This window comes from Mesorhizobium sp. AR07 (genome assembly GCF_024746815.1).
Classification (GTDB): domain Bacteria; phylum Pseudomonadota; class Alphaproteobacteria; order Rhizobiales; family Rhizobiaceae; genus Mesorhizobium.
Genome location: NZ_CP080525.1, coordinates 4,503,754 through 4,528,516 on the forward strand (window position 1 = coordinate 4,503,754; position 24,763 = coordinate 4,528,516).

Sequence of the window (24,763 nt, forward strand, 5' to 3'; positions counted from 1 at the left end):
GGATTTCAAACGTCCTTGGGTGGACCGTTCCGGGATTGGCCGGGGCCTCCCAACTTCGTCATCCCAGGGCGAAGCAGGAGCGAAGCTCCGTCGCGGAGACCCTGGGATCCATGCCGCACCCCGATCGAGTAGCAGCGAAGCAGAACTTCTGCACCGCAGCGGCGCCCGGAAGCCGCGGCATGGATCCTCGGGTCTGCGCTGCGTCGCTACACTCCTTGCTTCGCCCGTGGATGACGAAGCGGCGGACGTTTTCGCTATTCGTCAAGGTATACGGTCAACGCTAGCGATCCGCGAACATTTCTGCGCGGAGGAACTAATGTGCTTCGCGCCGGTAGATCCACAGCTGCGTCGGCGGGATGTTGCGCAAGATGAAATCGAAATGCTTGACCGTGTAGTCGCCACGGCCCGGCGGGATCGGCGACATCGGCCCATAGGTCAGCTGCACGATCGGCCGTCCGGCCGGGATGCGGTCGAGGAGGCTCTCGATGTAGGCGATGCGCTGGGCGACCGGAAAATTGAGCAGCGGCACGCCGGAAACGACGGAATCGAAGATCATGCCGCGCTTCTCGCCAAGCGTGGCGTTGAGGTTGAAGGCATCGCCTTCGATGACGTTGACACCGGGATAAAGCTGCCGCAGGTGGCGGACGAAATCGGTGTTGTATTCGACCGCGTAGAGGTTTTCGGGCCGCACGCCCAGCGCCAGGATGGCGCGCGTGATGACGCCGGTGCCGGGACCGACTTCGAGCACCGGCAGGCCGGATTTCGGATTGACGATCGAGGCCATCTTGCGGGCGGTGATCGAACTGGTCGGCACGATCGAGCCGACGGTCTTCGGCTTGTCGATCCAGCCCTTGAAGAATTTGAGCTCGTCGTCGAACTTTTCGGCAAGCGCCTTCCGCAGTCCGGGACCACGTGTCATGCAAGCTCTCCTCAGTGCTCTCCGCAAGTTACTTAACACCTAAGCGGCGCAAGGCAAGGCGCGGCCAGACGCATGTCGTGGATAAGATAAGTTTCGTCGCGTCTCAAGGCGCGGCGCGTTTCACGGATTCGCGCCGCATGCCTAGGATTTTGGTCCATGCATGTCTGGTCTATGCATGTCGTTGTCCCAAAACCGGTTCCCACTTTTGGGCGACATGCATCAACGCTCGCCGAAGGATTCGAAGAAATCCTTCATGCGGGAGAAAAAGCCGCTCGACTGGGGCGAATTGTCCTGCGAGGAGAGCTGTTCGAACTCCTCCAGCAGCTCGCGCTGGCGGCGGGTGAGGTTCTGCGGCGTCTCGACAGCGGTCTGGATGTAGAGATCGCCGACATTGGGCTGGCGCAGCACCGGCATGCCCTTGCCCTTGAGGCGGAACTGACGGCCGTTCTGGGTGCCTTCGGTCACCTTCACCTTGGTCTGCGTGCCATCCAGCGTCGTCACCTCGAAGGAGCCGCCAAGGGCGGCCGTCGTCATCGAGATCGGCACCTTGCAGTAGAGGTCGGCGCCGTCGCGCTGGAAGAACTCGTGCGGCTTCACCGCCAGGAAAATATAGAGGTCGCCGGACGGCCCGCCGCGCAGGCCTGCCTCGCCTTCATTGGCAAGGCGGATGCGGGTGCCGTCCTCGATGCCGGCCGGGATGTTGACCGACAGCGACCGCTCTTCGGTGACGCGGCCCTGGCCGGCGCATTTCGGGCACGGGTCCTTGATGGTCTGGCCGCGCCCCTGGCATTGCGGGCAGGTCCGCTCGATCGAGAAGAAGCCTTGCGTGGCACGCACCTTGCCGTGGCCGTTGCACATCGAGCAGGTGGCAGGCTGGGTGCCGGGCTTGGCGCCGCTGCCCGAGCATTCCGAGCAGGAGATCGACGCCGGCACGCGGATCTGCGCGGTCTTGCCGGCAAAGGCCTCTTCCAGCGAGATTTCCATATTGTAGCGCAGGTCGGCGCCGCGCTCGCGGCCGCCCGACGAGCGGCGCTGGCGCCCGCCCATCATGTCGCCGAAAATGTCCTCGAATATGTCGGCAAACCCGCCGGCGCCAAAGCCTTGCGCGCCGCCATTCATGCCGCCCTGTTCGAAGGCCGCGTGACCGAAGCGGTCATAGGCCGCGCGCTTCTGCGGGTCCTTCAGCGTCTCGTAGGCTTCGTTGATTTCCTTGAACTTGTGCTCGCAGGAATGATCGCCGGGATTGCGGTCGGGATGGAACTGCATGGCAAGCTTGCGGAAAGCGCTCTTGAGCTCCTTCTCGTCGGCGCCTTTCTGGACGCCCAGCGTTTCGTAGAAATCAGCTTTCATTTTTTCCCGCTGTCCGATGCTCAACGTCTTCATGCATTGTTGCGTCTTTTGCCGGCACTGACGTTTCGATTTAGGTGCGATGGAACCGCGATGCCAGTGTCGACGCGGGTTTGCCCGCATTTTTTTGGCGAGGTCCGCGCTTTTTTCCGCAAGGGGTTGCAAAAAAGCCCGGCCTTCGCCGGGCTTTTCGCTTTATCTTGCCGTCAAATGGTTCAGGCCGACTTCTTCTTGTCGTCGTCCTCGTCGATTTCCTCGAAATCGGCGTCGACCACGTCGCTATCCTTGGCGGCGTGCGCCTTGGCGTCGGCTTCCGCGGTTTCCTTCTGCGAGGCCTCGTACATGGCCTGGCCAAGCTTCATCGAAGCCTCTGCGAGCGCCTGCGACTTGGCCTCGATGGCGGCCGCGTCGTCGCCCTCGGCCGCGGCCTTCAGCGCCGTGATCGCATCTGATATCGCCGTGCGCTCGGCTTCCGAGACCTTGTCGCCATACTCCTTCAGCGACTTCTCGGAAGAATGCACCAAGGCTTCGGCCTGGTTGCGGGCCTCGACCAGCGCACGCCGCTTCTTGTCGCTCTCGGCATTGGCCTCGGCGTCCTTGACCATCTTCTCGATGTCGGCGTCCGAAAGACCACCCGATGCCTGGATGCGGATCTGGTGTTCCTTGCCGGTGCCCTTGTCCTTGGCCGAAACGTTGACGATGCCGTTGGCGTCGATGTCGAAGGTGACTTCGATCTGCGGCACGCCGCGCGGCGCCGGCGGGATGCCGACCAGGTCGAACTGGCCGAGCGCCTTGTTGTCGGCGGCCATTTCGCGCTCGCCCTGGAAGACGCGGATGGTCACCGCCGACTGACTGTCCTCGGCCGTCGAGAACACCTGGCTCTTCTTGGTCGGGATCGTCGTGTTGCGCTCGATCAGCCGCGTGAACACGCCACCCAGCGTCTCGATGCCGAGCGACAGCGGCGTCACGTCGAGCAAAAGCACGTCCTTGACGTCGCCCTGCAGCACGCCGGCCTGGATGGCGGCGCCGAGAGCGACGACCTCATCCGGGTTGACGCCCTTGTGCGGCTCCTTGCCGAAGAACTGCTTCACGATCTCCTGGATCTTGGGCATGCGGGTCATGCCGCCGACCAGGACCACTTCGTCGATTTCGCCAGCCTTCAGGCCGGCATCCTTGAGCGCCGCCTTGCAAGGGTCGATGGTGCGCTGGACGAGGTCGTCGACCAGCTGCTCGAACTTGGCGCGGGTCAGCTTCAGCGTCAGGTGCTTCGGCCCGGTCGCATCGGCGGTGATGAAGGGCAGGTTGATTTCGGTCTGCGTCGTCGACGACAGCTCGATCTTGGCCTTTTCGGCTGCCTCCTTGAGGCGCTGCAGGGCCAGCTTGTCGTTCTTCAGGTCGATGCCCTGTTCCTTCTTGAACTCGGCCGCCAGGTACTCGACCAGGCGCATGTCGAAGTCCTCGCCGCCGAGGAAGGTGTCACCATTGGTCGACTTCACCTCGAACACGCCGTCGCCGATCTCGAGCACCGAAATGTCGAACGTGCCGCCGCCAAGGTCATAGACGGCAATGGTCTTGCCTTCCTTCTTGTCGAGGCCATAGGCAAGGGCCGCCGCTGTCGGCTCGTTGATGATGCGCAGCACTTCCAGCCCGGCGATCTTGCCGGCGTCCTTGGTTGCCTGGCGCTGGGCGTCGTTGAAATAGGCCGGAACGGTGATGACCGCCTTTTCGACCTTCTCGCCGAGATAGGCTTCCGCCGTTTCCTTCATCTTCTGCAGGATCATGGCCGAGATCTGGCTGGGCGACTGTTTCCGGCCGCCGGCCTCTACCCAGGCATCGCCATTGTCGCCGTTGACGATCTTGTAGGGGACAAGCTTCTTGTCCTTCTCCGTGACCGGATCGTCATAGCGGCGGCCGATCAGGCGCTTGACCGCGAAGATGGTGTTTTCAGGATTGGTGACCGCCTGGCGCTTGGCCGGCTGGCCGACGAGACGTTCGCCGTCGCCGCTGATGGCGACGATGGAAGGCGTCGTGCGCGCGCCTTCCGCATTCTCGATCACCTTGGGCTCCTTGCCATCCATGATGGCGATACAGGAGTTGGTTGTGCCGAGATCGATACCGATTACTTTTGCCATTTTTCTAGTCTCTCCGCTAAGCAGGCTCTCAGGACCCGTACAGGCGTTCCAACGAAAGCCCCTGTTCACAAGAAATCCCGTCCGGCAACCGGTGTTCCGGCGCCGCACGGCTTGGCGCGTATATAAGAACAGGCGGCATCGCGCGCAAGCATTCTGCGCAAGGCTTCCATGAACCTTTCCGTCTCCCCCTGCGACTGATGTCCAGACGCCGCATGGTGCGGCCCGGAAAGGAAGCCCCATGACCAGTAACCCAGAGGCTCCGCGGTCTCCGGGACCAACAGGAACTCAGCGCGACCACCGCCTTCGGGATGGGGTCGATGCGCTGGGCTTTCCGCTGATTCCGTTGACCCTGCGGAAGAGCAGGCGTATCGTAAAAATGAGGAAAGCAGACAATTCGATCAGGGACGAACGTGCCGGAACGCCGCGCCTTGCCCTGATTTGCGCGGCAACGCCGGGTGTTTCTCCCGTGGCAAACGGGGGTGGCTTCATGTCTCGCGTCCGCGGCACGTTCGTATCGTCTCTCGACGGCCGTTTGCGCCGGGCCGTGCATCCAGGCGGATTGCTGGCGCTGGCGCTCACCGCCGGCCTGTGGCTTGGTGGCGCGGCACTGGCCCAGGATACCCAGACCCAGATCATCTATCCCGGCTCGATGGCGGTGACCGGATTTTCCGGCACCACCATTCCCAACTTCGACCAGGGCCTGCCGCCCGGCGTCGATCCGGTCGACGAAACCTTCATCGACACCACGCGCGCCACTTTGCGCGTCTTCGACGTCTCGCACCTCGGCGGGCCGGCCGCGGGCCAGCTCGTCTTCACGCCGCCACCCTTCGAGGTGACGGCCGGCCAGATCGGCCAGGTGTTCGGCGTCACCTATGATGACGGCGTGCGTGATGGCGTCCCCTCCGGCGTTCCCAACCTCTATGCCGGCGCCACCTCGCTGCACGGCATCCGCATCGTCACCCCGGATGTGGACCACGATGGAAGGCCCGAGCGGCAGCGCCGCGGCACGGCCGGCGCCACCTTCATGGACGGCCAGTTCGGCACCGAAAACGGTGGCGGGCCTGGCACCATATGGAAGATCGACGGCATCACCGGCCAGGTTTCCAAGTTCGCCGACATCGACACCAACAGCGGTCCTGGCATCGGCAATCTCACCTTCGATCCCAGCCACCGCCAGTTCTTCGCCTCCGATCTCGACACCGGCCTCATCCATCGCATCGGCGCCGACGGCAAGCTGATCGACAGCTTCGACCATGGCGTTGCCGGGCGTCCGGCGCATGGGCTGGCTCCGGTCGCCGATGATGGTTCGGTGATGGACATCCGGGGCGCGGTCTTCGATAGCGAAGATCCCGATACCTGGGGCTATACGCAGGACGAGCGCCGCGTCTGGGCGGTCTCCTATCATGGCGGCCGGCTCTATTATTCGGTCGGCGAAAAGTCGGAAATCTGGTCGGTGGGCATTGCCCGCGACGGCACCTTTGCCGGCGATCCGCGCTGGGAACTGACGGTCAAGGCCGATAAGGACTACGCCGTCACCGACATCGCCTTCGACAACAGCGGCTTCATGTACCTGGCCCAGCGTGGCCCGGTCGAAAACCGCTACGACTACAGCCGGTTCGCCGATTCCGGCAAGGGCGAGGTCATCCGCTACTGGCGCGAGAACCCGGACGATCCGGCGACGGAATCGGTCTGGGTGGAAGTGCCGCAGGAATATGCCGTCGGCTTCCCGCAGGGCAACCGGCAGTCGGCCGGTGGGCTCGACCTGCAATATGGCTACGACGCCGACGGCAATCTCGACACCTCGGTCTGCACGCAGACGCTGGTCAACACCGGCGACAAGCTGCGCGACAATCCGGCTCTTGCCGAGCGGCTCGCCGCCGGCGGCCCGCTCGCCGTGCATGGCGTGCAGATCACGCCCAAGGACCTGGTCAAGCCGGCCAACGTGCCGCCCTTCGGCTCCTGGTTTGTCGATTTCGACGGCTATTTCGAAGACCCCGAAGTGGAAGGCCATGTCGGCGACGTCGCCATCTGGCATCCCTGTGAAGGCCGTGCCGGCTACTACGAGGAAATCCCGGGCGGCTATCTGCCACCCTTCTACCCGCCGGACTTCCCACCGCCCGGCAATTTGCCTCCCTGTCTCGATGTCGAGGCCGTCCAGTATTACTGCACGCCTTCGGGGCTCGAGGCCGATCTCTATCTCCATGACCATGCCGGCTTCGGCGGCGATTCGATCAAGGCCCAGTCCAGGACGCCAGGCGTCGGGGTGACCTCACCCATGTCGCATGCACCCGGCAAGCCCTACACGATCGACATCACTGGCCACTCTCCGGGCGACACAGTCGATGTCGGACTCTGCTTCTACAGGAAGTCCGACAAGGACAAGGGTGGCTACTATCCTTGCTGCAAGATGACTTTGCCGCTCAGAACCCCAGCCGTCAGCTGCGAACGTTGAGGAGGGAAAGATGAACATTCTTGCACCCTCCCCGCTCGCGACAAACAACCAGTCAACCGTCATGGAGACGATCATGAAACCCCTGTCATATGCCAGGCGCGGCGCGCGCTGGCTGATGGCGGCCGGTATCGCGGTCGCCACCCTGACCCCGCTGCAAAGCCACGCGGAAGACGCCGCTCCGATCACCCCGGAACTGAGGCTCGACCTCGAAGGTTCGAGTATCGTCAATCCGAGGCCGGAACGGGTCGTACCGTTCTTCACCAAGACAGGCACTCAGAGAGGCTGCGACTATGTCGTCTATTCCCTGAGCTTCGGCCTGCGCGGCGACCCGGAAGGCTTTGCCGATCCAGGCCTCGAAGCCCTGCTGAAAAAGCTCAAGATCGAGTTCAAGGACCAGCTCCCGCACGGCCTTGCCATCGTCAACGCCCAAGTGTCGGGCGACGGCACGGACGCGTCTGGCGGGCCGCTGCCTGGCGTTTCGATCAGCACGTCGGCAAACCCGAACGACACCGCGACGGTGTCCGATTTCCGGATGTCGGCGTCCGACCTCGACGGCGTCGGCGCTCCCAACGAGCGTGTCATCACCTTCCAGATCACGGCCAAGATCGACCATGCGGCGTTTCCTTCGCCGACCATCGTCGACAACCAGGGCATGATCAAGGTCAGCAATGGAACCGGCACGGGGACCATCATCCCGTCGCAGGATCCGAGCAAGCCCGACGACGGCGATTACAAGACCGGCGAAAAGACCTCGATCAGGATCGATGTCACCAAATGCAACCCGCCGCCGCCACCTCCCGGCAAGGAGTGCTTCAAGGTGGAACGCGGCACGGTTGATTGCGTGCCCGGTGGCGGCGCCTTCATCTATCATATGCCGGTCGGCCCCGACATGGGCGGCAAGTGGGTGCAGGTTTCGACGACGACCCCCGGCATCACCATCATCCCCGACACGCAATTGGTGCCGGCGGGCGGCGGCGTGCTCAACTGGAAGATCGTCGGCGCGTCACCCGGCGAAGTCATCCACCTCATCGTCACCGGCATCGAAACCTATGCCGGCCCGAAGGAGGGCTGGGGCCTGTGCTGTACGCAGACCATCGACATCGTCATCCCGCCTGATCTCAGATGTCCGCCCAAGGACAAGGAACCGGACCTCAAGGTTGAAAAGCGCGCCGATGTCACACGTTGCACGATGGGCGGCGGCTGCGACTTCACCATCACGGTCACCAATGTCGGCACCGGTGCCTACCACGGCAAGATCGTGCTCGACGAGGTGACGCTGCCGGCCGGCTCGACGCTGGATTCAGGGCCTAATCCGCCTTGGGTCTGCGCACCCGGCACCACCCCGATGACGTGTACCTTTCCGGTGACGACGCTCAATCCGGGCGCCTCTGTCGACCTCAAGCTCGGCTTCAAGCCGGCCGGGGGCTGGCAAGGCAGCGTCTTGCGCAACTGCGCGACCTACGATTATGCCGCCAGCGGCAAGCCGCTGTTCGGCAGCCAGTCGAACGATCGCGGCTGCGCCTCGATCCCGATCTGCCGGCGTGGCGATCGTGACCGCGACTGCCAGCCACCGGTCGAGAAGAAGGTCGACCTGATCCTCAAGAAGCGTGCCCGCACCGAAATCTGCACGGCCGACGGCGTTTGCACCTTCGTGATCGACATCATCAACAACGGCACATCAACCTATAACGGGCCGCTGACGGTGGTCGACAACTATCCCGGCGGCGCGCCGACCTCCTCGACCTTCGGCCCGATCCCGCCATGGACCTGCGGACCGACCGGCCCCGGCCAGTTCCGCTGCGACACTGCGGGCATCTCGCTCGCACCGGGCGCCTCGACGCCGATCTTCGTCAAGGCGGTCATGCCGGCCGGCTACCAGTCGGACACGGTGGAGAACTGCGCCGAAGTGAAGGCCATCCCTGGTGAAAACGATCTCACCAACAACAAGGCCTGCGCCACGGAACGCATTCGTCACCCCAATGGCGGCAAGCCTGGCCTGCGTATCACCAAGGTGTGCGACGGCTCGCTGGCCGGTGCCGCGGTTGTTTCTTGCCGCATCACCGTGGTCAATGCCGGCACGGCTGCCCCCACCGGTCCGGTGCGGGTCGACGATGCCGCCACGCTGGTATCGGGCGGCGCGCCCGTCCAGATCCAGACCGTCACCCCCGACGGCGGGGAATGGGCGTGCGGACCGGTTCCGGCCAATGCGTTGTCGTGCCAGATTCCCGGTGCCGTCATGACACCTGGAACCAGCCGCCACTTCGATGTGACGGTTTCGGCGAATGGCGCGTTCGAGAACTGCGCGCGCGGCTCCTACGGGCCGGCGCAAGGGGACGACGGCGTCTATCCGATCGGCCAGGCTTGCGCCAAGGGCGGCGGCTCTTCGACCATCCGCGTCGAAAAGACCGGCGACCGCGAATGCAAGCTCGGCCAACCCTGCTCGTTCGAGATCACCATCACGAACGACGGCGCAAGCCCCTTCTCCGGGCCGGTTCGCATCGGTGATGCGATCGGCGTGGAGGGCCTCGGCAGGCTGGACGGCGTTGCGATCACCTCGATCGATCCGCCCTTCGGCTGCTCGCCGGAGCCGGCAACCTTGCCGGCGTCCTGCATCGCCAAGCTGACGCTCGGCGCCGGCGAAAGCCAGGTGCACCATGTCACCGTGGTCATTCCCGACGACGGCCGCCTGGCCAATCTGCAGGGCAACGTCAACGGCCAGAACTGCGTCGGCGTCCTGTCTCCCGACACACGGGTGCAAGGCGGCGGCGACGTGCTCCCCGGCGACCAGGGCAATGTGCAGGGCGATCGCGGCAAGGCCTATGCCTGCCACCCCTTCATCATCACGCATGAGGTGAAGAACGAGTGCTCGCCAGGCTTCGTCATGAACGACGCCGGCCGCTGCGTCTGCCCGCAAGGCACCACCTTCCGCAACGGTCAGTGCACCGGCGGCGGCACAAACCTTCTGCCGCTGCCAGTGCCACCGCCACCGCGCTGCGTGCTGCTCGAAGGTCAGATCCGCACCGAGGACGGACGTTGCGTCTGCCCACGCGGAACCGCGCTTGAGAACGGCGCCTGCGTCAAGTCCTCCAAGCCGGGCTGCACCATACCGGGTTCCGTCCCGGCATCGGACGGCGGCGGCTGCTACTGCCCCAAGGGCACGCATCTCGACAGACAAGCCAATGCGTGTGCGCGGGACAGGCCGAAACCTGAGCAGTGCACCATCCGTGGCCAGGTCCACAATGCCGATGGCGATTGTGTCTGCCCGAATGGTACGGAGGTCAGGGGCAATGCCTGCCGACCGATCCGGCCGAAGCCCGACCAGTGCACCGTCCGTGGCCAGGTCCACAATGCCGATGGCAATTGCGTCTGCCCGAGCGGAACGGAAGTCAGGGGCAATGCCTGCCGACCGATCCGGCCAAAGCCCGACCAGTGCACCATCCGTGGCCATGTCCACGACGCCAACGGCAATTGCATCTGCCCAAGGGGTACCGAGGTGCAGGGCAATGCCTGCCGGCGCACGCAGCCGCCGGTGCAGCAGTGCGACATACGCGGCCAGGTCCACAACAAGCGCGGCGAGTGTGTCTGTCCGCGCGGGACCGAGGTGATCAACGGCGCATGCCGCAGGTCCAGGCCGCAGGTGGAGTGCGCGCCGGGCTCGCAGATGATCAATGGCCAATGCCAGCCGATCATCAGGCGGCGCTGCCCGGAAGGCACGGTTGGGCGCTATCCAAACTGCCGGCCGATGCGCGGCCAACCATCGCTGGAGCTCAACCCCGGCCTGTTGAACCCGAACGTCCTGCAGCAGCTTCTGCCGCGGCGCAGGCCGCAGAACGACCAGCAACTGCAGGACAATCCGGCTGGAAACATCCAGAACTTCAAGCAGTAATCATCCAGCTGACACTGACCAGGAACCCGCCGGAGCAATCCGGCGGGTTTTTGGTTTGGCTCCGAGCAACGGGTGGCACGCCGCGGCGTCGCGCCGGCCTGTGCAGCCGCCGCGCGCCTGCGCCCTCGACAAGTCAGCTGGAGCGCATTAGGCAGTCGATCCAGAGCGGCCGGATGAAAAGGGCGCTCGGAAAGGCCGCACGATGAGCAAGAAGACCTTGATCGCACCATCGGTGCTGGCGTCGGATTTTTCCAGGCTCGGCGACGAAGTCGAAGCGGTGGCGGCGGCCGGCGCCGACTGGATCCATCTCGATGTGATGGATGGGCATTTCGTACCCAACATCACCTTTGGCCCGCCGGTCATCAAGGCGATACGCAACCGCACCAAGGCCTTCTTCGACTGCCATTTGATGATTGCGCCGGCCGACCCCTATCTGGCCGCTTTCGCCGAGGCCGGCTGCGACGGAATGACCGTGCATGCCGAGGCCGGGCCGCATCTCGACCGCTCGCTGCAGACGATCAGGAACCTTGGCAAGAAGGCCGGTGTGTCGCTCAATCCGGCGACGCCGGAAAGTGCGGTCGAATATGTGCTCGATAGGCTCGACCTGATCCTGATCATGACCGTCAATCCCGGCTTCGGCGGCCAGGCCTTCATTCCGGCGATCGTCGACAAGGTGAAGCGAGTCAAGGCGCTGATCGGCAACCGGCCGATCCGCATCGAGATCGACGGCGGTGTGACGGTCGAAACCGCGCCGCTGGTCACTGCCGCCGGCGCCGACGTGCTGGTAGCGGGCGCCGCCATCTTCAGGGGTGGCAGCGCCGAGGCTTACCGGGCAAATATCCAGGCGATCAGGACGGCGGCCGACAACGCAGCCGGCTAGAGCTTTTCCTGGAATTGCTCTTACCCACGGGCGTTCATTCCAATTGCTTGCCAACGGCCTCTCATGGCGGGCACGGTCCGTCAGAGTCCGATGCGCGAAAGCATCGGACTCTGACGAGAGGCCTGATTCGATCAGGCAGCGCCCTGCTTTGCGCGCGACAGAAAGATAATGGCGCGCGCATACAAAAGAACAGATGATCTGGCGTGCATACAAAACACGTTAAGTTTCCATGGGTTGTGGAAGTGCGCAAATTTGCGTGATCGGAGGGGAGAGGTTGAGCATATTTCTTTGTTCTTAAGTATAATACCGGGTGTACTGCTTGAGCGTCTACAAATGCGGGCTATGTGGTGCATGTACGGAAAGGGGCTGTTTTTCGGACTCGAATTGCCCAAGAGAAGAATGGGGACAAGGAGTCGCTTTGACATATGGAGCTGCCAATCTGAACGACGACGGCGCAGGACCCAAGAGCACACTTGCCAGCACGGTCTATCAGCAGCTGCGGGATGACCTTCTCGGCGGCGCTCTTGAAGCCGAGAGTAAGCTGCGGGTCGAATGGGTGGTTTCCAAGTATGGAGCCGGCGCTTCCCCTGTCCGCGAAGCTCTCAATCGCCTCGCATCCGAGGGGCTACTCGGCCGGCACGACCAGCGCGGCTTCTTCATCATGCCGATCAGCGCGTCGGAGCTAGAGGAGCTGACGCGCACCCGCTGCTGGCTCGAGGAGCGGGCGCTTCGCGAATCCATCGCTCACCGCACCGCCGAATGGGAAGAACAGGTCGTGCTGGCGCTGCATCGCCTGGGGCGCGCGTCACGTCTTTCGCCACAGTCCCACTCCTCGCTCAATCCGGATTGGGAGCGGTTGCACCGCATCTTCCATCGGGTGCTGATTTCGGCCTGCCGGTCGCAATGGCTGGTGGGATTCTGCGAGCAGCTTTCCGATCACGCCCACCGCTACCGGCAAATGGCCAATGACGGCGAAAGCATCCAGCGCGACGATTTCGGCGAGCATCGCCTGATCGCCGAATGCGCTCTGGACGGCAATGCCGACGGTGCCGTCGAGGCGCTGATCAATCACTACCAGCTGACCGCGGCCATGTGCATGGAACGCTTTATGGAAGGCGAAGAGTCGAAAGCGGTCGCCGGCAAGGCCCAACGCGCCCGGCGATAGCCATCGTTTTCCGCCAGGTCGTTTGCTTGCAACCCGTTGGCGTGGCGGGCGTGGACCGCTGTCCGCGGTCTTGACGGCGCGGCCAAGAACCGCGAACTCTTCGCCGCCCATGCATGCCGCGCGTGTGCAAGGCCCGCCGTTCCGCCACCCAGGGAAGACTTCATGAGCAATCATCTGTTCGACGCGTTCCGGTCCCGGATGCCGGCGCCAGGGCGTCTGCTGATGGAAACCGATGACGGCCGCTCGCTCACCTATGGCGATATGCTGGCGCGGTCGGCGCAACTCGCGCATGCGCTCCTGCAATTGGGTGTCGAACCAGGCGATCGGGTCGCCGTTCAGGTCGAGAAGAGCCCGGAGGCGGTCCTGCTCTATCTCGCTTGCCTGCGTGCCGGTGCCGTCTTCCTGCCGCTCAACACCGCCTACACACTGGCCGAACTGGAATACTTCTTCGGCGACGCCGAGCCACGCCTGGTCGTCTGCGATCCGGCAAGAGCGGCCGACATCGGCGCACTGGCTGAAAAATCGGGCGCCGTCACCGTCACGCTCGGCCGCGATGGCGAGGGATCGCTGGCGGATCAGGCCTCCCGGCTGCCGTCCGACTTCCACGATGTGGCGCGCAAGCCGAATGATCTCGCGGCCATCCTCTACACCTCGGGAACGACCGGCCGCTCGAAAGGCGCCATGCTCAGCCACGACAACCTCGCCTCGAACGCGCGGATACTGGTCGAGCACTGGCGCTTCACGGCCGACGACGTGCTGATCCACGCGCTGCCGATCTTCCACACCCATGGCCTGTTCGTCGCCACCAATGTCATCCTGATGGCCGGCGCCTCGATGCTGTTCGAGCAGAAATTCGATCCGGCCCGTATCGTCTCGCTTTTGCCGCGCGCCAGCGTCCTGATGGGGGTGCCGACCTTTTACGTGCGCCTGCTGCAACGGGACGGCCTGGACCGTCAGGCAGCGAAAGCCATCCGCCTGTTCATTTCCGGCTCGGCGCCGCTGCTGGCCGAGACGCACAAGGCCTGGCGCGCGCGCACCGGCCACGCGATCCTCGAACGCTACGGGATGACCGAGACCAACATGAACACCTCGAACCCCTATGAGGGCGAGCGGCGCGCCGGCACGGTCGGTTTCCCGCTGCCCGGCGTCGCGCTGCGCATCGCCGATCCCGAAAATGGGAGGCCGCTTGCCCAGGGCGAGGTCGGCATGATCGAGGTCAAGGGCCCGAATGTCTTCAGCGGCTACTGGCGCATGCCGGAGAAGACCAAAGCGGAGTTCCGCTCCGATGGGTTCTTCATGTCAGGCGATCTCGGCCTCATCGACGCCGACGGCTATGTCCACATCGTCGGCCGCGGCAAGGACCTGATTATTTCCGGCGGCTACAACATCTATCCCAAGGAACTCGAAAGCGAGATCGACGCGCTTGACGGCGTCAGCGAAAGCGCCGTCATCGGCGTTGCCCATCCGGATTTCGGCGAAGGCGTCACCGCCGTCGTCGTGCGGGCACCGGCATCGCAAATCACCGGAGCCGAGATTCTCGGCGCCATCGCCGAACGCGTGGCAAAATACAAGCACCCGAAGCGCGTGATCTTCGTCGACGAACTGCCGCGCAACACCATGGGCAAGGTGCAGAAGAATCTTTTGCGCGATACCTACAAGGGTCTCTACACGTCCTAAGGCTGAAGCTCTTCAGCCTGGATACAGCAGCTCGACAACATCCTCGGCGATCGCCAGGCTAGCGGTGAGGCCGGGGCTCTCGATGCCGAACAGATTGACAATGCGGCCGGCGCATGGTCGGCCGGGCGCCATTGGAGTTCCCCGCAAGTGCTGAAGCTTGACCACATCACAATTATAGCGCCAACGCTGAGCGAGGGGGTGTCGCATGTCCAAAACTGCCTCGATCTCGAAGTGCCTTTCGGGACCCGCCACGATTACATGGGCACCCACAATCACCGGCTTCAGCTCGGGAACTCTGTCTATCTGGAGATCGTAGCGCTGGACCCTGAGGGAACAGCGCCTGGCCGGCCGCGTTGGTTCGGTCTCGACAATCAAGAAAAAGTCAGATCGGACTGGAACGAAGGTCGTCGTCTGCGAGGGTGGGTTGCCAGCACGGATGCGATTGATTCCGTCGTTTCAACCCACCGCGCGATCTTCGGCGACAAGGTTCCCCTTCCGCCGGCCAACCCGACTTTCGATTTCGCCATCCCCGGGGATGGCTCGCTCCCTCTCGACGGCGCGGCCCCCTCGATCATCGACCACCAAGGCGACCCCACCTCGATGGCCGCAATTCCCGATCTGGGTGCGCGCCTCCGTTCGCTCACCCTCGAGCATCCAGATTCCGCCGCCATCAAGGCGCTGTATCGGGAACTCTCCATCGATCATCCACCAGCGATCGTTCAAGCCCCCAAAATACGCTACCGGGCGCTGATCGAGACACCGGCCGGATTGAAGGAGCTGACCTGACCCAGTCGCGGGGTTGAGAATGTCCGCATGAGGCGCCTGATGCCGACGCTCTGAAAGACCGCTTTCTAGTGCAAAGCGGCTGCAAACACCTTGGTGCCGCCGATCCAGACGCTCGCGATGTCGAGATCGTCCGACAGCGCAACGATATCGGCCGCCGTGCCATTGGCGAAGCGGCCGAGCCGGTGCGACTGGCCGATCGCCTGCGCCGGATAGAGCGAGGCCATGCGCAACGCCTCCGACAGGTCCAGTCCGACAACCCGGTGGACGTATCGAACGGCCGAGATCATATCGAGATCGGCGCCCGCCAGCGTGCCGTCGGCCAGCCGCAGGCTTCCATCCCTGCGATAGATCGTGCGGCCGTTGAGGGTGAACGAGGTCATGTCGGTGCCGATCGTCGCCATGGCGTCGGTGACCAGCACGATCCGGGCCGGTCCCTGCTTGGCCCGCAGCGCGATCTTGATGGTGGCCGGATCGACATGGATGCCGTCGGCGATGATGCCGGCCGACAAGGAGCCGATGTCGATGGCCGCGCCCGCCAGCCCGGGCTCGCGGTTGCCGATCTGGCTCATCGCGTTGAACAGATGGGTGACCATCGAGGCGCCGGCCGCGGCAAAGGTGCTGGCGGTGGCGTAGCCGGTGTCGGAATGGCCAAGGCTGACGATTACGCCGGCCTTGGTGAGCGCCGCGACGCGCGCCGGTTCGACGGATTCCGGTGCGATGGTGGTGAGCAGCACCGGCAGCTTTTGCCGCGCCGCGATCAGCATCGCCTGGTCGGCGTCAAGCATCGGCCGGATCAGCGCCGGATCATGCGCGCCCTTGCGGGCGATCGACAGATGCGGGCCTTCGAGATGCAGGCCGAGGAAACCCGGCACTTTCTGTTGCATTGCGGCTTCGCCGGCGGCGACGGCCGCGGCGGTGATCTCAGGCGTGTCGGTAATCAGTGTCGGCAGCAGCGCCGTGGTGCCGAAGGGCGCATGCGCCCGGCAGATGGTTTCGAGCGAGGCGACATCGGGATGGTCGTTGAGCATGACGCCGCCGCCGCCATTGACCTGGACGTCGACGAAGCCCGGCGCCAGCATGCCGCCGCCGGTCTCGACGACGCGGACATCGGAGGCAACGGCCCCTCGGGGCAGGATGGCCTCGACGAGACCGTCACGAACGACGAGCGCGTGGCCGTCATGCCAGTCGTCGCCGTCGAAAATCCGGGCGCCAGTCAGGGCAAAGCGGTCGCTCATACTGTCTCCGTCACCTTGCGAAGATTGCGTGGCGTGTCCGGGTCGAGGCCGCGATGACGGGCGAAGGCCTCGACGAACATGTAGAAGGAGACGATCAGCGTCAGCGGATCGGTCAGCGGGTTGCCGGTGGCGACATGCGGCAGGCGCACGGCGCGCTGGGCAAGCGCGGAGGTGACGAACACCGGCGCGCCCTTGGCCGCCAGGCTGTCGGCGGCTTCGGCGACGGATGGTTCGGATGCATCGCGCGCGGCCAGAGCCAGCACCGGAAAATCGGGGCCGATCAGCGCCAGCGGGCCGTGCATGACTTCGGCGGCGCTATAGGCCTCGGCATGCATGCCGCAGGTCTCCTTGAACTTCAGCGCCGCCTCGTTGGCCATCGCCGCCGATGGGCCACGGCCGAGGATGAACAGCGACTTCTGCTTCTCGATCGTTTCGGACAGCACCGTCATCCAGTCGCAGGCGATCGCCTTGCCGAAATGCTCGGGCAATTGGAAAAGGGCGGCCAGCAGCGCCTCGTCGCCGGTGGCATGCGCCATCAAGGCGAGGCCGGCAACGGCGGAATTGATGAAGGTCTTGGTCGCCGCCACGCTGCGCTCCGGCCCGGCCAGGATATCGATTGCGTAATCCGAGGCACGCGCCAGCGGCGAATCGGCGGTGTTGGTGATGGCGATGGTCAGCGAGCCGCCGGCTCGTGCCGTCTCGGCCATGGCGACGATGTCGGGGCTCTTGCCCGACTGCGAGATCGCCAGGCAGGCCGAGCCGCCGAGCCTGAGCTTGGCGCCGTAGATCGAGGCGATCGAAGGCCCGACCGAAGCGACGGCAAGGCCGGCGGTCAACTCGACGGCATATTTCATGAAGGTGGCGGCGTGATCGGACGAGCCGCGCGCCACGGTGACGACAAACTGCGGGTCGCGTTCGCGAATGCCGCGCCCGGCCTCGGTCAGCACCGCGCCGGAGCCGTCGAGCAGGCGGGCGACGGCCTGCGGGATCTCCTCGATCTCGCGCCGCATATGGGTCATGTCAGTCGTCATGGTCGGCCCTCTTCGCTCGGCCCTGTCAGCCGCAGTTCGGCGACGAAATCATAGGCGTCGCCCCGGTAGATGGAGCGGGTGAATTCGATCACCTTGCCGCTCGCCAGATAGGAAATGCGTTCGATGTGCAGGCCGGCAACGCCCGGCGGCACTTCGAGCAGGCGCGCATCGCCGTCGCCGAGATTGGCGGCGGAAATGCGCTGCACCGCCCGCACCGGCCGGTTGCCGGTCGTTTCCAGCGCCGCATAGAGCGAGGAGCCTATCCCTGCCGGGTCGGGCAGCACGCTGGCCGACAGCGAGGCGCGTTCGATCGCCAGCGGCGTGTCATTGGCAATGCGCAGGCGCGCCACGCGCGCCACCAGTTCGCTCGACGACAGGCCGAGCACCATCATCTCGTCGGGCGAGGGCGCGTAAAGGCCGCGATCGAGCCAGGCCGAGCGCACCGCCATGCCGCGCCGCGCCATGTCCTCGGTGAACGAGGTCAGCCGCGACAGCGACTGCTCGACGCGCTCCATGCGCGGCGCCACGAACGTGCCGGAGCCATGGCGTTGCACCAGGATGCCGCCCTTGACCAGGTCCTGCACCGCCTTGCGCACGGTGACGCGCGAAATGTCGGCCTTGGTGGCGATGTCGCGCTCCGAGGGCAGTGCGTCGCCTGGGCCGATCAGGCCGCGATTGACGGCGTCCTCGATGCTCTTGCGCAGTTGCAGATAGAGCGGCGCGCCGCTTTGCGACGACTGTTTCAGCGTGGCGAAGATCTGGTCGGCGGCGTCGCTCATCGAGCCGCCTCCGCTGTCCCGGCGAAAAGGCGGGCGGCCATCTGCACGGCGCCGCCCAGCGCGTCGTCGAGCGGCGGCTTCAGCAGCGCCCGGTAGCGCGCGGAAAGGCGCGGCGCGTAAAGCGGCGCCAGCCCGCCGAGCAGGCAGAGCGGCGCGTCGTCCGAGAGGTCGAGCGCGCCGAGCGAGGCCTCGACATCGGCGACCACCCTGTCGAGAATCCAGTTGGCAACGCTGTCGCCCTTTTCGGCATGCTCGAACACTTTTGGCGCGAAGCCGCCGAAATCGCCGGGCTTGGCATTGGTGGTGAATTCGACCACGTCCTCCGGATTGTTGCGGAAAACCGCCAGCATGCTCTGCGTCAGCGGCGAGCCTTCGCGGACGCCGTCATAGGCAAGCAGCGTCTGTTCGAGCAGGTCGCGGCCGATGCGCGCGCCGCTGCCCTGGTCGCCGACCTGAAAGCCCCAGCCGCCGATGGCGCGCGATGTGCCGTTCTTGCGCGCCATATAGGCGGTGCCGGTGCCGAGGATCGCCATGGCGCCGTCACCGGAGCCGACAGCCCCTTCCAGCGCGATCTCGGCATCGGTCTCGACGCGGCTGATGCTGAACGGCAGGATGGCCTCGAGCTGCTGCCGGTAGGTGCCGACATTGGCGCCGGCGAGGCCCAGAATGGCTGGTGTTTCCGGGATCAGCTCCGGGTCCTGCCCGGCGGCGATGAACGCTTGCCTCGCCGCTTCGACGATGTTCGACCGGGCTCCGGTCAGATCGGTGCGGATGTTGGCGGCGCCGCTCTTGGCGCGACCAATGACGCTGCCGTCCGCTGTTGCCAGCGCCGCCCTGCAGCTGGTGCCGCCGCCATCGATACCGAGCACGAAATTCACGTGATTTCTCCTCCGGACGGATAATACCAATAAAATACCAATAGCCAAGGATTAATTTCCGTTTCAAAAAGATTAAGCCGCATTTTATTGAAAAGCCTACACATTTCGTCGGCTCAGCGATTTCTGGCCCGCGAATCCGTTAATGCGTGTGGACAAGTGGTATTTTTTTGGTATTGTTTCCACATTGGAGGAACCGGGATGGCCGAAACGCGCACCGAAGCGCTTCACCAGAATGCCGAGGGGCTGGATATCCAGACCCCGGACGCCATCCTTTCCTATTTGGCCGATGCGCAGATCGAGGCCGCAAAGGTCGTGCGCAATGCCATTCCCTCCATCGCCAGGGCCGCCGAGATCATCGCCGGCCGGCTGAGGGGCGGCGGCAAGCTCGCCTATGCCGCGGCCGGCAGTTCCGGCCTGATGGCGCTGGCCGATGCGCTGGAGCTTCCGGGCACCTTCGGCATTCACCGCGACCGCATCGCCATCCTGATCGCCGGCGGCGACGAGGCTTTCAGGATGCTGGCCGGCGGGCCGGAAGACGACACCGAGGAGGCCGCGACGGCGATAGCCGATGCCGGGATCGGCAAGGGCGACTGCCTGATCGCCATTTCCGCCAGCGGCACGACGCCCTATGCGGTGCGGGCCATCGAGGAAGCAGCCCGTCGCGGGGCCGCCACCATCGGCATCGCCAACAACAGGGGCTCGGCTCTGCTGCGGCAGGCTGAAACCGCCATCCTGCTCGAAACGCCGCCGGAACTGATCGCCGGCTCGACGCGCATGGGTGCGGGCACCGCCCAGAAGATCGCGCTCAACATGCTGTCGACGCTGACCGCCGTCCATCTCGGCCATGTGCATGACGGCTACATGGTCAACCTGATGGCCGACAACATCAAGCTGCGCGACCGCGCGGCGCGCATCGTCGCCGCCGTCAGCGGGCGCGGCAGGGACGAGGCGGTGCGGCTGCTGGAGAAGAGCGGCGGCGCGGTGAAGACCGCCATTCTGCTCGCCGCCGGCGCCGACAGCGCCGATGCGGCCGAGAAACTGCTGGAAGGAACCGGCCAGAAGCTGCGGCCGGCGCTTTCCGCGATCGAGGGGAGCAAGGGGCGCAAAACCCCTGTTCTCATCAAAACCGAACCTGAAAAAGGTCAACAGGGAGACTGAGCATGACAACGAAACTACTGACGGCACTGCTTCTGGGCACCAGCATTCTCGGCTCGGCCGGGGTGGCTTATGCCGGCGACGTAACGCTCAACATCGAAAGCTGGCGCGGCGACGACCTTGCCATCTGGAAGGACAAGCTGATCCCGGCCTTCGAAGCCAAGAATCCCGGCATCAAGGTGGTGTTCGCACCATCGGCGCCGACCGAATATGACGCCGCACTCGGCGCCAAGCTCGCCGCCGGCTCGGCGGGCGACCTGATCACCTGCCGCCCGTTCGACAAGTCGCTTGAACTGTTCAAGAAGGGCAACCTTGCCGATCTCTCGGCACTGCCCGGCATGGAGAACTTCTCGCCGGTGGCCAAGTCCGCCTGGCAGACCGACGACGGCAAGGCGAGCTTCTGCGTGCCGATGGCCTCGGTCATCCATGGCTTCATCTACAACAAGGACGCTTTCGACAAGCTCGGCATCAAGGTGCCGCAGACCCGCGACGAGTTCTTCGCCGCGCTCGACAAGATCAAGGCCGACGGCACCTACATCCCGATGGCGATGGGCACCAAGGATCTCTGGGAAGCCGCGACCATGGGCTACCAGAACATCGGCCCGAACTACTGGAAGGGCGAGGACGGCCGCGCCGCGCTCATCAAGGGCACGCAGAAGCTGACCGACAAGGACTGGGTCGCGCCTTATGCAGAACTTGCCAAGTGGAAGCCTTATCTCGGCGACGGCTTTGAAGCGCAGACCTACCCGGACAGCCAGAACCTGTTCACGCTTGGCCGCGCCGCCATCTACCCGGCCGGTTCATGGGAGATCGGCCTGTTCAACACCCAGGCCCAGTTCAAGATGGGCGCCTTCCCGCCGCCGGTCGAGAAGGCCGGCGACACCTGCTACATCTCCGACCATACCGATATCGGCATGGGCCTGAATGCGGCGTCGAAGAACGCCGATGCGGCCAAGACCTTCCTGTCCTGGGTCGCCTCGGCGGATTTCGCCACCATCTACGCCAACGCGCTGCCGGGCTTCTTCAGCCTGAACTCCTCGCCGGTGAAGATGGCAGACCCGCTGGCGCAGGAATTCGTCTCCTGGCGCGGCAAGTGCAAGTCGACGATCCGCTCGACCTACCAGATCCTGTCGCGCGGCACGCCGAACCTTGAGAACGAGACGTGGGTTGAATCGGCCAACGTCATCAACGGCACCGACACGCCGGAAGCTGCCGCCAAGAAGCTGCAGACCGGCCTCGACAGCTGGTACAAGCCGGCGAAGTAAGAGCTCAGGCAACGAGGCCGGCCGGGCGTCTGCCTGGCCGGTCTCGGATTATCCTGTCTTCAGATTGCGCCTATTCAGATAGCGATTGTCGGCACCGCCTCTCGGCCTTACCCTTGCTCTTCTTGGGGAAGGCTAGCTGATCAGTCGCAGGCCTTTATTCTTGCCGCACCGGGCAAGAATGTTCGGGCCGTGCATCGAGGCATCATCTAGATCAACACCCTTTGCAACCGAGAGACGGCGGGGACCGAACTCATGGCCGCAGATATCAGACCGAAACGACCGTTCCGCTGGCACATAGGCGTCTTCCTGGCGCCGGCGGTGCTTGTCTACACGGCAATCATGATCCTGCCGCTGGCCGGCACGCTGCAGCTGTCGCTGTTCCGCAACATCGAGCAGCACCAGGTCTTCGTCGGGCTGCAAAACTTCCGCACGCTGTTCGGCGACCCCAACTGGTCGGTGGGTTTCTGGAACGCGCTCAGGAACAACACCTGGTTCTTCATCATCCACATGCTGGTGCAGAACCCGATCGGCGTCATGCTGGCGGCCTTGCTGTCCAGCCCGAGGCTCAGATTTGCGGCCTTCTACCGCACGGCGATCTTCGTGCCGACCATCCTGTCCTTCGTCATCGTCGGCTTCGCCTGGAAACTGATCCTGTCGCCGCTATGGGGCGTGGCGCCGCACCTAATGGATCTTGTCGGCCTGAAAAGCCTGTTCACGCCGTGGCTCGGCAAGGAAGAATACGCGCTGACGGCGCTCAGCCTGATCTCGGTGTGGCAGTTCGTCGGCATCCCGATGATGCTGATCTATGCAGCCCTGCTGTCGATCCCCGAAGAGGTGATCGAGGCGGCCGAATGCGACGGCATTACCGGCCTGTCGCAGTTCTGGAAGATCAAGCTGCCGCTGATCCTGCCGTCGATCGGCATCATCTCGATCCTCACCTTCGTCGGCAATTTCAACGCTTTCGACCTGATCTACACCGCGCAAGGCGCGCTCGCCGGGCCGAACTATTCGACCGATATTCTCGGTACCTTCCTCTACCGCGCCTTCTTCGGCTTCCAGCTGCAGGTCGGCGACCCCAACATGGGTGCGGCGATCGCCACGATGATGTTCCTGATCATCCTTGGCGGCGTCTGCGTCTATCTCTTCCTCGTGCAGACGCGCCTGCGTCGCTACCAGTTCTGAGGGAGCCAATGTCAAGCTTGAGCACCCCCTTGTCGCCCGCAGCTCGTCAGGAGACTTTCCAATGAGCACGGCCACCCGTTCCCTGCCCCGCACCATCGGCGCCCACGCGATCCTGCTGACCTACACGGCGATCGCGCTGTTTCCGGTGATCCTCGTCATCATGAACTCGTTCAAGTCGCGCGCGGGCATCTTCGGCGCGCCGCTGACGCCGCCGACGCCCGGGACATTCGACCTGATCGGCTACACCACGGTCATCGGCCAGGGCGATTTCATCCATTATTTCCAGAACAGCCTCGTCGTCACCGTCGCTTCGCTGTTCTTCGTGCTTCTGTTCGGCGCCATGGCGGCGTTCGCGCTGTCGGAGTACCGCTTTCGCGGCAACTCTCTGATGGGGCTCTATCTGGCGCTCGGCATCATGATCCCGATCCGCCTCGGCACCGTCGCCATTCTGCAATTGATGGTGGCGAGCGGGCTGGTCAACACGCTGACGGCGTTGATCCTGGTCTACACCGCGCAAGGGCTGCCGCTCGCCGTCTTCATCCTGTCGGAATTCATGAAGCAGGTGTCCGACGATCTGAAGAACGCCGGGCGCATCGACGGCCTGTCCGAATACACCATCTTCTTCCGGCTGGTGCTGCCGCTGGTCAGGCCATCGATGGCCACGGTCGCCGTCTTCACCATGATCCCGATCTGGAACGATTTGTGGTTCCCGCTGATCCTGGCGCCATCCGAAGAGACCAAGACGGTGACGCTCGGTGCGCAGCTGTTCCTTGGCCAGTTCGTCACCAACTGGAACGCCATCCTGGCCGCGCTCTCGCTGGCGATCATGCCGGTGCTGATCCTCTACGTCATCTTCTCGCGGCAATTGATCCGCGGCATCACCTCCGGAGCCGTCAAGTGAGTTCGCAGACACCTCTTCGCGTCGTCGTCGCCGGTCTCGGCAATATGGGCCGCAGCCATGCGCTGGCCTATCACACCAATCCGGGCTTCCAGATCGCAGCACTGGTCAACCGCTCCGATGTACCGCTGCCGGACGGGCTCTCCGGCTATGGCATCAGGCGTTCCTTCGACGAGGCTTTGCGCGACGAAAAGCCTGATGTCGCCTGCATCGCCACCTATTCCGACAGCCATGCCGACTATGCGGTGAAGGCGTTCGAGGCCGGTTGCCATGTCTTCGTCGAAAAGCCGCTGGCAACGACGGTGGCCGATGCCAGGCGCGTCGTCGCGGCGGGCAAGGCCAATGGCAGGAAGCTGGTGATCGGCTACATCCTGCGCCATCACCCGTCCTGGATCAGGCTGATCGCCGAGGCGCGCAAGCTCGGCGGCCCTTACGTCTTCCGCATGAATTTGAATCAGCAGTCCTCGGGCCATACCTGGGAGACGCACAAGCAGTTGATGCAGACGACCTCGCCGATCGTCGACTGCGGCGTGCACTATCTCGACGTGATGCTGCAGATCACCGACGCCAGGCCGGTCGAGGTGCGCGGCATGGGGCTGCGGCTGACCGAGGAGATCGCGCCCACGATGTACAATTACGGCCATCTGCAGGTGCTGTTCGATGACGGCTCGGTCGGTTGGTACGAAGCCGGCTGGGGGCCGATGATTTCGGAAACGGCCTTCTTCGTGAAAGACGTGATTTCGCCGAATGGCTGCGTGTCGATCGTCATGAAGGAGGGCGTCAAGTCCGACGACATCGACACCCACACCAAGACCTCGACCATTCGCCTGCACAGTGCCGCGACCGGTCCCGACGGCAAGTTCGTCAAGCCTGACGAAATGCTGTCGATGGCAGGCGAACCCGGCCATCAGGATCTCTGCGATCTCGAGCAGGCCTTCGTGCTGAAGGCGATCCGCGAGGACCTGGATCTCACCAAACACATGGACGACGCGGTGAAATCGCTCGCCGTCTGCCTTGCCGCCGACGAGAGCGTGCGCAGCGGAAAGGCGGTGCGATTGTGACCAGGGAACTGTCGTCGGGGGGTGCATCCGCGCCC

At 64.3% G+C, this 24,763-nt stretch carries 18 protein-coding genes; 11 read left to right on the forward strand and 7 right to left on the reverse strand.

From position 1 onward, the window contains the following. Positions 1-313 precede the first annotated feature (313 nt). The 3 genes from pmtA to dnaK form a co-directional block, all read right to left on the reverse strand. A complete protein-coding gene (gene pmtA / locus BPNPMPFG_RS22880) occupies positions 314-919 on the reverse strand; it encodes a phospholipid N-methyltransferase PmtA (RefSeq protein WP_258590915.1) in 606 nt (201 codons plus the stop codon). 219 nt (positions 920-1,138) lie between these two features. Next, positions 1,139-2,269, reverse strand: coding sequence for a molecular chaperone DnaJ (gene dnaJ / locus BPNPMPFG_RS22885; RefSeq protein WP_258590916.1), 1,131 nt, complete (start codon positions 2,267-2,269; stop codon positions 1,139-1,141). A gap of 212 nt (positions 2,270-2,481) precedes the next feature. Beyond that, positions 2,482-4,398, reverse strand: a complete 1,917-nt coding sequence (gene dnaK / locus BPNPMPFG_RS22890) for a molecular chaperone DnaK (protein WP_258590917.1) — start codon at positions 4,396-4,398, stop codon at positions 2,482-2,484. 487 nt (positions 4,399-4,885) lie between these two features. Between dnaK and BPNPMPFG_RS22895 the strand changes: the two genes are divergently transcribed. The 6 genes from BPNPMPFG_RS22895 to BPNPMPFG_RS22920 all read left to right on the forward strand — a co-directional run bounded on the left by BPNPMPFG_RS22895 (position 4,886) and on the right by BPNPMPFG_RS22920 (position 15,244). Next, on the forward strand, positions 4,886-6,850 hold the full coding sequence (locus tag BPNPMPFG_RS22895) for a hypothetical protein (protein WP_258590918.1): 1,965 nt from the start codon (positions 4,886-4,888) through the stop codon (positions 6,848-6,850). 10 nt (positions 6,851-6,860) lie between these two features. Continuing rightward, entirely contained in the window at positions 6,861-10,736 is a 3,876-nt protein-coding gene (locus BPNPMPFG_RS22900) for a DUF11 domain-containing protein (protein WP_258590919.1), read from the forward strand. 202 nt (positions 10,737-10,938) lie between these two features. Next, complete coding sequence (rpe, locus tag BPNPMPFG_RS22905) at positions 10,939-11,616, forward strand: ribulose-phosphate 3-epimerase (protein WP_258590920.1); 678 nt, start codon at positions 10,939-10,941, stop codon at positions 11,614-11,616. 418 nt (positions 11,617-12,034) lie between these two features. Further along, positions 12,035-12,781, forward strand: a complete 747-nt coding sequence (locus BPNPMPFG_RS22910) for a GntR family transcriptional regulator (RefSeq protein WP_258596875.1) — start codon at positions 12,035-12,037, stop codon at positions 12,779-12,781. A gap of 162 nt (positions 12,782-12,943) precedes the next feature. Continuing rightward, entirely contained in the window at positions 12,944-14,458 is a 1,515-nt protein-coding gene (locus BPNPMPFG_RS22915) for a malonate--CoA ligase (RefSeq protein WP_258590921.1), read from the forward strand. 147 nt (positions 14,459-14,605) lie between these two features. Further along, positions 14,606-15,244 (forward strand): VOC family protein, encoded by a 639-nt coding sequence (locus BPNPMPFG_RS22920; protein ID WP_258590922.1) that lies wholly within the window; start codon positions 14,606-14,608, stop codon positions 15,242-15,244. Between the two features lie 65 nt (positions 15,245-15,309). Here BPNPMPFG_RS22920 and nagA read toward each other — a convergent pair whose 3' ends face one another. The 4 genes from nagA to BPNPMPFG_RS22940 are packed head-to-tail and all read right to left on the reverse strand — an operon-like array spanning position 15,310 to position 19,167. Further along, entirely contained in the window at positions 15,310-16,479 is a 1,170-nt protein-coding gene (gene nagA / locus BPNPMPFG_RS22925; protein WP_258590923.1) for an N-acetylglucosamine-6-phosphate deacetylase, read from the reverse strand. Then, positions 16,476-17,510 carry an SIS domain-containing protein gene (locus BPNPMPFG_RS22930; protein WP_258590924.1) on the reverse strand — a complete coding sequence of 345 codons (1,035 nt, stop codon included), beginning with the start codon at positions 17,508-17,510 and terminating at the stop codon, positions 16,476-16,478. Before BPNPMPFG_RS22930 ends, nagA begins: the two co-directional genes overlap by 4 nt. Further along, positions 17,507-18,289, reverse strand: coding sequence for a GntR family transcriptional regulator (locus BPNPMPFG_RS22935; protein WP_258590925.1), 783 nt, complete (start codon positions 18,287-18,289; stop codon positions 17,507-17,509). Before BPNPMPFG_RS22935 ends, BPNPMPFG_RS22930 begins: the two co-directional genes overlap by 4 nt. After that, entirely contained in the window at positions 18,286-19,167 is an 882-nt protein-coding gene (locus BPNPMPFG_RS22940; RefSeq protein WP_258590926.1) for a glucosamine kinase nucleotide-binding domain-containing protein, read from the reverse strand. The genes BPNPMPFG_RS22935 and BPNPMPFG_RS22940 overlap by 4 nt, the downstream gene beginning before the upstream one ends. A 198-nt stretch (positions 19,168-19,365) precedes the next feature. Between BPNPMPFG_RS22940 and BPNPMPFG_RS22945 the strand changes: the two genes are divergently transcribed. The 5 genes from BPNPMPFG_RS22945 to BPNPMPFG_RS22965 all read left to right on the forward strand — a co-directional run bounded on the left by BPNPMPFG_RS22945 (position 19,366) and on the right by BPNPMPFG_RS22965 (position 24,728). Next, positions 19,366-20,325 (forward strand): N-acetylmuramic acid 6-phosphate etherase, encoded by a 960-nt coding sequence (locus tag BPNPMPFG_RS22945; RefSeq protein WP_258590927.1) that lies wholly within the window; start codon positions 19,366-19,368, stop codon positions 20,323-20,325. A 2-nt stretch (positions 20,326-20,327) separates the two neighbouring features. Next, complete coding sequence (locus tag BPNPMPFG_RS22950) at positions 20,328-21,587, forward strand: ABC transporter substrate-binding protein (protein WP_258590928.1); 1,260 nt, start codon at positions 20,328-20,330, stop codon at positions 21,585-21,587. A 252-nt stretch (positions 21,588-21,839) separates the two neighbouring features. Then, positions 21,840-22,769: a carbohydrate ABC transporter permease gene (locus tag BPNPMPFG_RS22955; protein ID WP_258590929.1), complete on the forward strand. Its 930-nt coding sequence runs from the start codon at positions 21,840-21,842 to the stop codon at positions 22,767-22,769. A gap of 61 nt (positions 22,770-22,830) precedes the next feature. Then, positions 22,831-23,670: a carbohydrate ABC transporter permease gene (locus BPNPMPFG_RS22960; protein WP_023718923.1), complete on the forward strand. Its 840-nt coding sequence runs from the start codon at positions 22,831-22,833 to the stop codon at positions 23,668-23,670. Next, a complete protein-coding gene (locus BPNPMPFG_RS22965) occupies positions 23,667-24,728 on the forward strand; it encodes a Gfo/Idh/MocA family protein (protein WP_258590930.1) in 1,062 nt (353 codons plus the stop codon). Before BPNPMPFG_RS22960 ends, BPNPMPFG_RS22965 begins: the two co-directional genes overlap by 4 nt. Positions 24,729-24,763 lie beyond the last annotated feature (35 nt).

Bases quoted from the DNA above. Each gene is read 5' to 3' on its own strand.
- pmtA (WP_258590915.1), bottom strand. From the start codon at position 919: ATGACACGTGGTCCCGGACTGCGGAAGGCGCTTGCCGAAAAGTTCGAC.
- dnaJ (WP_258590916.1), bottom strand. From the start codon at position 2,269: ATGAAAGCTGATTTCTACGAAACGCTGGGCGTCCAGAAAGGCGCCGAC.
- dnaK (WP_258590917.1), bottom strand. From the start codon at position 4,398: ATGGCAAAAGTAATCGGTATCGATCTCGGCACAACCAACTCCTGTATC.
- BPNPMPFG_RS22895 (WP_258590918.1), top strand. From the start codon at position 4,886: ATGTCTCGCGTCCGCGGCACGTTCGTATCGTCTCTCGACGGCCGTTTG.
- BPNPMPFG_RS22900 (WP_258590919.1), top strand. From the start codon at position 6,861: ATGAACATTCTTGCACCCTCCCCGCTCGCGACAAACAACCAGTCAACC.
- rpe (WP_258590920.1), top strand. From the start codon at position 10,939: ATGAGCAAGAAGACCTTGATCGCACCATCGGTGCTGGCGTCGGATTTT.
- BPNPMPFG_RS22915 (WP_258590921.1), top strand. From the start codon at position 12,944: ATGAGCAATCATCTGTTCGACGCGTTCCGGTCCCGGATGCCGGCGCCA.
- nagA (WP_258590923.1), bottom strand. From the start codon at position 16,479: ATGAGCGACCGCTTTGCCCTGACTGGCGCCCGGATTTTCGACGGCGAC.
- BPNPMPFG_RS22930 (WP_258590924.1), bottom strand. From the start codon at position 17,510: ATGACGACTGACATGACCCATATGCGGCGCGAGATCGAGGAGATCCCG.
- BPNPMPFG_RS22935 (WP_258590925.1), bottom strand. From the start codon at position 18,289: ATGAGCGACGCCGCCGACCAGATCTTCGCCACGCTGAAACAGTCGTCG.
- BPNPMPFG_RS22945 (WP_258590927.1), top strand. From the start codon at position 19,366: ATGGCCGAAACGCGCACCGAAGCGCTTCACCAGAATGCCGAGGGGCTG.
- BPNPMPFG_RS22950 (WP_258590928.1), top strand. From the start codon at position 20,328: ATGACAACGAAACTACTGACGGCACTGCTTCTGGGCACCAGCATTCTC.
- BPNPMPFG_RS22955 (WP_258590929.1), top strand. From the start codon at position 21,840: ATGGCCGCAGATATCAGACCGAAACGACCGTTCCGCTGGCACATAGGC.
- BPNPMPFG_RS22960 (WP_023718923.1), top strand. From the start codon at position 22,831: ATGAGCACGGCCACCCGTTCCCTGCCCCGCACCATCGGCGCCCACGCG.